The sequence below is a fragment of the Dietzia sp. CW19 genome (assembly GCF_014145265.1).
Taxonomy (GTDB): domain Bacteria; phylum Actinomycetota; class Actinomycetes; order Mycobacteriales; family Mycobacteriaceae; genus Dietzia; species Dietzia natronolimnaea.
In genome coordinates, this window is the sequence record NZ_JAALEE010000062.1 from 1 (window position 1) to 9,767 (window position 9,767).

Sequence of the window (9,767 nt, forward strand, 5' to 3'; positions counted from 1 at the left end):
GATGGAGGTGTCCTCCACGGGGACCACACAATCGGCACCCTCGGGGACCGGCGCACCGGTCATCACCTTGCAGGCCTCGTCGTCGTCGACCCGTGGCCCCGGTCCGTCACCGGCGTGGGTCGTCCCCACCACCCGGAGCCGCACCGGCGAGTCCGGACCGGCCCCGGCGATGTCGGCCGACCGCACCGCGTAGCCGTCCATCTGCGAGTTCACGAACAGGGGGAGGTCCACCGACGCGAGCAGGTCCCGTGCGAGCACCGAGTCCGCGCACGCCACGACCGGCAACCGCGTGCTCTGGGCGGCCCGCTCCAGCACCGGCGCGAGATGCGTGCGCAGGAGCTCTCGGTACCCGGCGGGAGACGGCCGGGATACGGGGTGGGTCGGGCGGTCGGGGTGGGAGGCCATGCCCCCACGGTAATCGCGTTGTACTGTGCCTACGGTCCGCGCGCGGGGCGCAGGCGGGGAAATAAAGGGGAGACGGTGGCGGACGGCGCGCGGGGTTCGAGGAAGCTGTGGTCTGTCCACGGCGACGGCAAGAACATCAGGCCCGGCGAGGTCGTGGCCCCGATGGAGCGCCTGAGCTGGCCCCGGACGATCGGCATCGGCGCCCAGCACGTGGTCTCGATGTTCGGTGCCACGTTCGTCTTCCCCATCATCATGGGGCTCAACCCGCAGCTCGCGATCCTCTTCTCCGGCGTGTGCACGCTGCTGTTCCTGGCGATCGTCAAGGGGCAGGTCCCCAGCTACCTGGGCACCTCGGTGGCGTTCGTCGGGGCGGTCGCGGCGATCCGCGCGCAGGGCGGCACGAGCGCGGAGGTCACCGGCGCGATGCTGGTGGCGGGTGCGACCCTCGCCGTGGTCGGCGTCATCGTGCACGTGGTGGGCGGGCGCGTGGTCACCGCCGTGCTGCCCCCGGTCGTCACCGGCGCCGTGGTGATGCTGCTGGGCTTCAACCTGGCGCCCGTGGTGGCCGAGACCTACTGGCCGCAGGACCAGTGGGTGGCGCTGACGGTGATGATCGCGCTGGTCCTCATGACGGTGGGCCTGAAGGGCTTCGCCGGCCGGATCGCGATCTTCCTCGCGCTGATCTTCGGCTACGTCCTGTCCTGGGTGCTGGACCTGGTGACCGGTCCCATCACCTCGTTCAGCGCCACCGCCGGCGAGGTGACCGAGCACCTGCGGGTGGACTGGTCGGGCGTCGGGGACGCGCCGTGGCTCGGGTTGCCGCCCATGACCGACGAGGCCGCGGGCGTGGTGGGCATCCACGCGCCCGACTTCTCCCTGGCGTTCGTGCTGCTGATCGTCCCCGGGATCATCGCCCTGATCGCCGAGAACGCGGGTCACGTCAAGGCGATCGGCGAGATCACGCGCACCGAGACCGACGGCCTGATGGGCCGCGCCCTGGCCGCCGACGGTGCGGGCACCGTCCTGGCCACCTCGTTCGGCGGATCGGCGACGACGACGTACGCCGAGAACATCGGGGTGATGGCCGCGACCAAGGTCTACTCCACGGCCGCGTACGTGGTGGCGGCGCTGACCGCGATCCTCCTGGGCTGCTCGCCCAAGCTGGGCGCGGTGATCTCGGCGACGCCCGGCGGCGTGCTGGGCGGGATCACCGTGGTGCTCTACGGGATGATCGGCCTGCTCGGGGCGAAGATCTGGAAGGAGAACCGGGTCGACTTCGGCAACCCGCTCAACCTGGTCCCGGTGGCGGCGGGCGTGGTGATCGCCGTGGGCGACACGACCCTGACCGTGACGGACGACTTCCAGCTCGGCGGGATCGCGCTCGGCACCCTCGTGGTGGTGCTGGGGTACCACCTCGCCCGGCTGATCGCGCCGCAGTTGAGAGCGCAGGCCGAGCGCGACGAGATCCACGAGCTCACCCTCCTCGGGCCGAACCCGGAGGTGGAGGTGCCGGAGAGGTAGACGGCGGGGTGGCGCTCACGCGCCTACACTCGACCAGAACGCCCGGCAGATCGGAGGTGCGCGTGACCGCGACCGACATCCCGAGCCCTCGGCCGCGCCCCGACGGCGCGCGGCCGGCCACCCCGTTGCTCATCGACACCTTCGGTCGCACCGGGCGGGATCTGCGCGTGTCGCTGACGGAGAAGTGCTCCCTGCGCTGCACGTACTGCATGCCGGAGGAGGGGCTGCCGCCCATCCCGGAGGCCGCACGCATGACCACCGACGAGGTGATCCGGCTGGTCACGCTGGCGCATCACGACCTCGGGGTCCGCGAGGTGCGCTTCACCGGCGGCGAACCCCTGATGCGGCAGGACCTCGAGAGGATCGTCGCCGGGACCCGGGAGGCGTGCCCTGACCTTCCGATCGCCCTCACCACCAACGGCGTGGGCCTCGAGCACCGGGTGGGCGCACTGGTCGAGGCCGGGCTCGACCGGATCAACATCTCCCTGGACACGGTCGACCGCCTCGAGTTCGCCGAGCTCACCCGTCGCGACCGGCTGCCGTCGGTGCTCCGCGGGGTCCGTGCCGCGGTCGAGGCGGGACTCGCCCCGGTCAAGGTCAACGCCGTGCCGATGAGGGCCACCCTGCCGGGGGCTCCCGACCTGCTGGAATGGGCTCTCGAGGAGGGCGTGCAGCTGCGGTTCATCGAGGAGATGCCGCTCGACGCCGACAACACCTGGTCCAGGGTCGAGATGGTCACGGCGCAGGAGCTGCTCGACGTGTTGGGTGCGCGCTTCGACCTGGTGCCCGCCGGTCGCGAGGACCCGTCCGCCCCGGCCGAACTGTGGGAGGTGGCCGGACGCTCGGTCGCGGGGTCCCCGGCCCACGTCGGGGTGATCGCCACCGTCACCCGCAACTTCTGCGCGGCCTGTGACCGGACGCGGCTGACCGCCGAGGGGACCGTGAGATCCTGCTTGTTCAGTGATGACGAGACCGACGTGTTGGGTGTGTTGCGCTCCGGGGCGCAGGACGCGGAGATCGCCCGGGTGTGGCGCGGGGCGATGTGGGGTAAGCAGGCCGGGCACGGCATCGGTGGGACGGCGTTCCACCGGCCGCGCCGGTCGATGGGCGCCATAGGCGGATGACGTGTCACCGAAAGCGGCGGCGGCGCGTCGGGGGCACGGGCTAGAGTCGACACCGTGAGCAGGACATCGAGAATGATCACCGTGGGGTACTACGCGGCGGCCGAGGACGCGGCCGGCACCGCCCGCGAGCGCCTCCACACGGACGCCGCGACCATCGGTGAACTGGCCCGGGAGGTCTGCGAGAGGCACGGTGAGCCGTTGGCCAGCATCGTCACGGTGTCGTCCTTCCTCATCGGCGAGGAGACCACGCGCGACCCCCTCGCCTCGATCGACGGGGTCTCCGTGATCGACATCCTGCCCCCCTTCGCCGGGGGTTGACCGGTGGGTCGGCGTCAGGGGATCGCGGTGGTGGGCGTGGCCCTGATGTGTTCCGGGCTCGCGTGTGCGACCGAGGAGCCGGAGGCCACCGCGACCGTCTCGCTCGGGGTGGCCGCCGCGCCGTCGTTGTCCGTCGCGTTCACCGACCTCATCCAGATCTTCGAGGAGGAGAATCCCGGGGTCCGGGTCCACCTCGAACTGGGGCGGTCGGACGAGATCGCCGAGGGGTTGTCCGATCGCACGGACCTCAACGTCTTCGCCTCCGCGAGCGAGGAGGTGATGGACCTCGCCGTGGCACAGGGAGCCGCCGCGGAACCGCAGATCTTCGCCCGGAACCACGTGGTCGTGGCGGTGCCGTCCGGGAACCCCCTCCGCGTGCGCGGACTGGGCGACCTGTCCCGCCCGGACCTGCGCGTGGGCCTGTGTGTGCCGGACACCCCGTGTGGCAAAGCGACCGAGAAGGTGCTCGCCGCCGCGGCGGTGGAGCCCACGGACGTCACATGGGAGGACGGGTCCCGCGCGCTCAGTGTCCGGCTCGCGGACAACGAGATGGACGTCGGGATCGTCTACCGCACTGACGTCGCGAGCTCGCACGGGTGGGTGGCGCCCGTCAGTCCCGAGGGTCGCGAGCGGGACCTGATGCGGTCGGCGGGAACGACCCGGTACGTCCTGGCCCGCGTCCCCAGCGGGGAGAGCGGGCCCGGGGGCGAGGCCGAACGGGTGGCGGCCGACCGTTTCCGCGAGCTCGTGACCTCCGAACGCGGCCGCCGGACCTTCGAGGGTGCCGGACTGGACGCGCTGCCGGAGTGACCCGGGGTACTGAAACCCGGGTTCTCGACGTCACGCGGTGAGGCATCGCCCGCTGAGCCGACCCGTGATGGCCGACCTCTCGACGTAGGGCTGACGCCAGGTGCGGCCGTCGGAGGAGGAGTCGCGGTTGTCACCCAGGAGGAGATAGTGCCCGGCCGGGACGTGGAAGTCACCGCGGTAGTACGACGACGAGGCGTACAACTCCTCGAGGGGTACGCCGTCCACGCGGACCGCGCCGCCGTCGATCTCGATGCGCTCGCCGGGCAGGCCGACCACCCTCTTGAGCACGCGGCCGACCACCTCGGCGTGATCCACCACGACCAGGTCGCCCCGGCGGATCGGTGTGGACCGTCGGAGCGACCTGGTGAGAACGAGCTGCCCGGCACGCAGGGTCGGTTCCATTGAGTCGGATCGGACGCGGGTGAGCCACCACATCAGGGCGCGTGCTCGTGGTGGTCGTGACCGTGGTGGTCGTGGTCGTGCCCCTCGGCGTACTTGAAGAATCGCACGTAGGCGTCCATGTACTCGCGGGCGGCGACGAGGTCGTCGGGGTCGAAGCCCCTGAGCGCGATGGCGTGGTCGAAACGACGCTCGAGCTCGTCCCACCGGTCCTCGTCGACCAGGCCCCTGAGGGGCTCGATGCTGCCGAGCTCCAGCGCCTCGTCGGCGGCCACCACCCGAGGGTCGACGCCGGCACCGGCGGGCGCGAGTCCGCTGAAGCCGGCGCCCTCGCCCGCGCGGTGCACGCGGACCAAGGTCTCGAGAAACCACCTGTCGGCGACCTCCCTGGTCTCGCCGCCCGCGACCCGGACGCGCCGGACCTTGTCGAAGACGGCGCGGACCTCGTCCTCGCCCCCGGGGTGGACCCACTTGAGGGCGACATTGACGTTGCCGCTGTCGAGGGCACGGCGGCCGTCGGTGACGGCCGGGCCGTCCTCGGTGTCGCAGTGGGCGGAGGCCTCACGGATGACGAGTCCGAGCAGCGTGCCGAAGATCGAGGTGACGTTCATGACGGGGTCCTTTCCCTGGTCTGAACTGGTACGTCTCAGACGGTAGCGCCCGAACGGGAGGGTTCCCATGACCTAGGTCAAGCCCCGCCCGCCCGCGCCTCCAGTCCCTCCGGATCGAGCAGGTCGACCTCGGCTCCGCGCACCTCGACAAGACCCTCGCGCCCGAGCGCGGCGAGTCGGCGGCTCAGGGTCTCGGGGATGGTACCGAGGTAGGTGGCCACGTCCTTCTTGGACATCGGCAGTCGCACCGTCACCACCCCGTCGACGCCTCGGACGGCGGGCAGGTCGAGCAGATATGAGGCGAGCCGTGCGCCGACGTCGGCCAGCGTGCGGGCCGCGAGCATCCGCTCTGTGGACTCCAGGCGGATGGCGAGCGAGCGCAGCATGGATGCGCCGATGTCCGGGTATCGGTTCAGGAGCCCGGCCAGCGAACCGTGCTCGAAGACGCACATCGTCGTGGGGTCGAGCGCGACGCAGTCGTTCTCCGGACGTGTCCCGGTGAGGAAGCCGCTCTCGCCCTCGACGTCGCCGGGGCCGAGGAGGCGCAGCGTGGCCTCGCGGCCGTCCTCCGCCGTGCGGCCCACCTTGACCAGCCCCTCGTGCACCACGAGCAATCGCGGCGACGACTGCCCCGCGCGCACGATCCACTCGCCGCGCTCGACGCGGAGCGGACGCGCCATCGAGGCCACCTCGGCCTGCTGCCGGGGTGAGAGCCGGGCGAAGAGCGGCACCGCCGCGACGCATGACTCGGCGTGCTGGTGGTCGTGAGAGGGGGTCATCGGGTCCCATTGTGACCGCGGGTGCTCCCTCGCGTGGGGCTGATCGTGAGCGCGGCGGTCGTCGGGCACACCCGCGGGACTAGACCAGCCAGTCGTTGGGGGCGAAGAGCTCGGCGTGAATCCGCTGTTCGGGCACGCCGGCCTCGATGAACGTCGCGCGCACCGACTGGAGGAAGCCGGTGGGCCCACACAGGAAGACGTGTGCGCCCGCCGGGAGCTCGACGGAGGAGAGGTCCATGACGCCGTGGTGGACCGCGCCCGGTCCGGCGGTCGTGTCCGCGCCGTGCTCGTACCAGGTGTGCACCTCGGCGTCGGCGAGCAGCGAGGACTCGCCGGCCACCTCATCGGCCAGAACGTGCTGGTCGGGCGAGCGGTCGGCGTGCAGGATCAGGACTCGCCGGGGATCGTCCGTCGCGGACAGGTGCGCGATCATACCGAGCATCGGGGTGATGCCGATCCCGGCCGAGCACAGGACGACCGGTGCCGCGTCCGGGCCCGACCCGGTTCCCGCGGCGTCCAGGACCAGGTCACCGAACGGCAGCGTGACCTGGAGCGTGGTGCCGACCCGGGCGTGGGCGTGCAGCCACCCGGAGACCTCACCGGCGGGGCACGGACCCGCGCCACCGGAGACCGCGTCGACCCGGCGGATGCCGATCCGCCACGTGCCCGACCCCGGCGCCGCCGACAGCGAGTACTGACGCAACTGACGCGCGCCGTCGGGCAGCACCACGCCGACGGAGGTGTACTGGCCGGGTCGGAAGTCCGGCAGGTCGCCACCGTCGGGACCGCCGAGGGTCACCACGGTGACGGAATCGGTGACGTCCTCCCGGGCCAGGACGACGGCGGTCCGGAAGACGTCTCCCGGCTCGACCCGGGCCTCGGCGTAGAGGGCGTTCTCGAAGTCCACGAGGACGCCCGCCATGATCCAGTACACCTCGTCCCACGCGGCCGCGATCTCCGGGGTGATCGCCTCGCCCAGCACCTGGACGATCGCGTCGAAGAGGTTGTCGTGGACCACCTGGTACTGGTCGGCGGTGATCCCGAGGCTCGCGTGCTTGTGGCCGATCCGGGCCAGCATGTCGACGGGGCTCTTCCCGTCCACCAGCAGCGTCGCGAAGGTGGCGATGGAGGCGGCGAGCGCGCGCTGCTGGGCGCCCAGCTTCTGGTTGCCGCGGTTGAAGGTGTCGCGCAGGAGCTCGGGGTGGTTGCCGAACATCGTGCGGTAGAACACCGGGGTGATCTCGTCGATGTGCGCCCCGATGACCGGGAGCGTGTCGCGGATGATCGGGACGTGGTGCGGCGAGAGCTCCCGCGGATGGGCGAGGATCGTCTCGAGTGAGGTGAGCGACGTGGTCATGCGGATCTCCTTCAGTGGGCGCGACGGGGTCACCCGGGCACCTGGGGTGCCGGGCGTCGAGGGGGTGTGGGTCGGTGGTCGCCGACCGGTCAGTGGGCGGGTCCCAGGCTGAGCAGGACCTGCCTGGTCGGGGTGTGGACGATGCCCGAGACGGTGAGTGGATCGAGGGCGGCGAAGAACGCCTCGCGGGCCTCGGCCAGGGCTCGGCGGAGGCTGCAGTTGCCGGCCAGCGGGCAGGGCGCCGGGCCCTCGCACTGCACCACCTCGCCGGGTCCCTCGAGTTCACGCAGCAGCCGCCCGACGGACGCCTGACGACCGGCCTCGGTGATCGCGAGACCACCGCCCCGGCCCCGCCGGGACTCGACGAGGCCGAGCTCTACGAGCCGGGAGACGGTCTTGGCCACGTGGCTCGTCGACGCGTTCACCGACTCGGCGATGCCCCCGGCGGTCATCCGGTCCCCGCGCCCGTCGGCCACGGCGAGACGCATGAGGGCGCGGAGCGCGAGATCGGAGAACCTGGACAACTGCACGAGGCCGAGCGTGCCATAGTGCGAACCGCCGGAGCGCATTTGTCCGCAGTGATCTCAAACACGTTCTGAGCTGGGCATTTGGCGGGCGTGTCACCAGCAGGAACGCGGGGTTCCCCTCACCGTCGCGGCCTGTCGGACCCTCGGCGGAGCACCTCGGCGGGGGTGGGGGAGGGCGCGGCTAGGATCGATCCCCATGGCAGCCTCCCTCCTCGTCGCCGGCACCACGTCGGATGCCGGCAAGAGCGTGGTGGTGACGGCGCTGTGCCGGGCGTTCGCCCGGCGGGGCGTCAGGGTCGCGCCGTTCAAGGCGCAGAACATGTCCAACAACTCGATGGTCGTCCGGGGGCCGGCGGGCTTCGGGGAGATCGGGCGCGCGCAGTGGATCCAGGCCCTCGCGGCACGCGCCGAGCCCGAGGTGGCGATGAACCCGGTGCTGCTCAAGCCGGGCGGCGACCGGCGCAGCCACGTGGTGGTGATGGGCCGCCCCGCCGGGACGGTCTCGTCCAGGGACTTCGTCGACGGTCGCGTGCATCTTGCCACCGCCGCCCATGCCGCATACGACGACCTGGCCGACCGGGTCGACCTGGTGCTGTGCGAGGGCGCGGGCAGTCCTGCCGAGATCAACCTCCGTGCCGGTGACTACGTCAACATGGGCCTGGCCCGTCACGCCGACATGCCGGTGGTCGTGGTGGGCGACATCGACCGCGGCGGGGTCTTCGCCGCGATGTACGGCACGGTGGCACTCCTGGATGCCGCCGACCAGCGGCTCGTCGCAGGCTTCGTCGTCAACAAGTTCCGCGGTGACCCCTCGCTCCTCGGACCGGGGCTGGACCACCTCGAGGCGCTCACCGGACGGCGGGTCCACGGAGTGCTGCCCTGGAGCCCCGACGTGTGGCTCGACTCCGAGGACGCGCTGGACATCGGCGGTCGCCGCGCCGACGCCGGCCGGGCGTTGCGGGTCGCCGTGATCCGGCTGCCCCGGATCAGCAACTTCACCGATGTCGACGCGCTGGGGCTGGAGCCGGCCGTCGACGTGGAGTTCGTCACCGACCCCCGGACCGTCCGGGGCGCGGACCTGGTGGTCCTGCCCGGCACGCGCGCGACGATCGACGACCTGGCCTGGCTCCGCTCCCGCGGTCTGGACCGCGCGGTGATCGACCACGCCCACGCCGGGGGGTCGGTGTTCGGCATCTGCGGTGGCTTCCAGATGCTCGGCCGACTCGTCCGGGACCCGGAGGGGGTGGAGGGTCCCGAGGGCGCGGAGGTCGACGGGCTCGGGCTGCTGGACGTGGAGACGGAGTTCGGGCCGGAGAAGGTCCTGCGGCTGCCCACCGGGGAGGCGCTCGGTCAGGCGGCGGCCGGGTACGAGATCCACCACGGGCGGATCGGCCTCGGCGCGGACCCCGAGTTCCTCGGGGGTGCGAGGCGCGACGGTGTGGCGGGCACCATGTGGCACGGGAGCCTCGAGTCCGACGGGTTCCGTCAGGCCTACCTCGCGGAGGTGGCGGCCCGTGTCGGCCGGGTCCGCGAACCCTCCGGTGTGGACTTCGCCGCCGCACGCGAGAGGCGACTGGACCTGCTGGGTGATCTGGCGGAGGAGCACCTCGACCTGGACGCCCTGCTGGAGCTGGCCCGCGAGGGCGCGCCGGAGATGCCGTCCCTGCCGCCGGGGTCGGAGCGGTGATCCTCGTCCTGGGTGGGACCGCTGAGGCGCGGGAGCTGGCGAGACTGCTGCAGGACGCGGGTCACGAGTTCTGCTCGTCCCTGGCGGGGAGGGTGGCGCGTCCGCGCCTGCCCGTGGGCCGGGTCCGGATCGGCGGCTTCGGCGGGGTCGAGGGGCTCCGCGACCACCTCTCCACGCAGGGGGTCCGCGTGGTCGTGGACGCCACGCACCCGTTCGCCGCGGGGATCTC

The 9,767-nt window shown here is 72.0% G+C and carries 11 protein-coding genes and 1 pseudogene; 6 read left to right on the top strand and 6 right to left on the bottom strand.

All coding sequences use genetic code 11. The features are described 5' to 3' along the window. Positions 1–405 (bottom strand): annotated as a pseudogene (locus tag G6021_RS02275) (molybdopterin molybdenumtransferase MoeA); the annotation flags it as partial. Positions 406–567: 162 nt separating this feature from the next. Between G6021_RS02275 and G6021_RS02280 the strand changes: the two are divergent. The 4 genes from G6021_RS02280 (at position 568) to G6021_RS02295 (ending at position 4,178) form a co-directional block, all read left to right on the top strand. Then, positions 568–1,926 carry a solute carrier family 23 protein gene (locus G6021_RS02280; RefSeq protein WP_241731128.1) on the top strand — a complete coding sequence of 453 codons (1,359 nt, stop codon included), beginning with the start codon at positions 568–570 and terminating at the stop codon, positions 1,924–1,926. Between the two features lie 62 nt (positions 1,927–1,988). Further along, the gene (gene moaA, locus G6021_RS02285; protein WP_347238900.1) at positions 1,989–3,050 is read left to right on the top strand and encodes a GTP 3',8-cyclase MoaA; all 1,062 of its coding nucleotides are present in this window, start codon (positions 1,989–1,991) and stop codon (positions 3,048–3,050) included. Positions 3,051–3,104: 54 nt separating this feature from the next. Continuing rightward, positions 3,105–3,368, top strand: coding sequence for a hypothetical protein (locus tag G6021_RS02290; protein WP_347238901.1), 264 nt, complete (start codon positions 3,105–3,107; stop codon positions 3,366–3,368). A gap of 3 nt (positions 3,369–3,371) precedes the next feature. Then, complete coding sequence (locus G6021_RS02295) at positions 3,372–4,178, top strand: substrate-binding domain-containing protein (RefSeq protein WP_182640584.1); 807 nt, start codon at positions 3,372–3,374, stop codon at positions 4,176–4,178. 30 nt (positions 4,179–4,208) lie between these two features. On the opposite strand, the gene lepB is transcribed toward G6021_RS02295, so the two are convergent. From lepB to G6021_RS02320, 5 genes are all read right to left on the bottom strand, one after another. Next, the gene (gene lepB / locus G6021_RS02300) at positions 4,209–4,613 is read right to left on the bottom strand and encodes a signal peptidase I (protein ID WP_277815255.1); all 405 of its coding nucleotides are present in this window, start codon (positions 4,611–4,613) and stop codon (positions 4,209–4,211) included. Then, positions 4,613–5,188, bottom strand: coding sequence for a DUF6448 family protein (locus tag G6021_RS02305; protein WP_182640585.1), 576 nt, complete (start codon positions 5,186–5,188; stop codon positions 4,613–4,615). Before G6021_RS02305 ends, lepB begins: the two co-directional genes overlap by 1 nt. Positions 5,189–5,265: 77 nt before the next feature. Further along, on the bottom strand, positions 5,266–5,967 hold the full coding sequence (locus G6021_RS02310) for a Crp/Fnr family transcriptional regulator (protein ID WP_182615333.1): 702 nt from the start codon (positions 5,965–5,967) through the stop codon (positions 5,266–5,268). Positions 5,968–6,046: 79 nt separating this feature from the next. Beyond that, positions 6,047–7,324 carry a globin domain-containing protein gene (locus G6021_RS02315; protein WP_182610285.1) on the bottom strand — a complete coding sequence of 426 codons (1,278 nt, stop codon included), beginning with the start codon at positions 7,322–7,324 and terminating at the stop codon, positions 6,047–6,049. Positions 7,325–7,413: 89 nt separating this feature from the next. Further along, on the bottom strand, positions 7,414–7,854 hold the full coding sequence (locus G6021_RS02320) for an Rrf2 family transcriptional regulator (RefSeq protein ID WP_182615335.1): 441 nt from the start codon (positions 7,852–7,854) through the stop codon (positions 7,414–7,416). Positions 7,855–8,047: 193 nt separating this feature from the next. On the opposite strand from G6021_RS02320, the gene G6021_RS02325 reads away from it, so the two are divergent. Together G6021_RS02325 and G6021_RS02330 are read left to right on the top strand one after the other, a co-directional pair. Further along, the gene (locus G6021_RS02325) at positions 8,048–9,538 is read left to right on the top strand and encodes a cobyric acid synthase (RefSeq protein WP_182615336.1); all 1,491 of its coding nucleotides are present in this window, start codon (positions 8,048–8,050) and stop codon (positions 9,536–9,538) included. Beyond that, on the top strand, positions 9,535–9,767 hold a 233-nt coding region (locus G6021_RS02330; RefSeq protein WP_182640586.1), incomplete at its 3' end, for a precorrin-6A/cobalt-precorrin-6A reductase. The genes G6021_RS02325 and G6021_RS02330, both read left to right, overlap by 4 nt.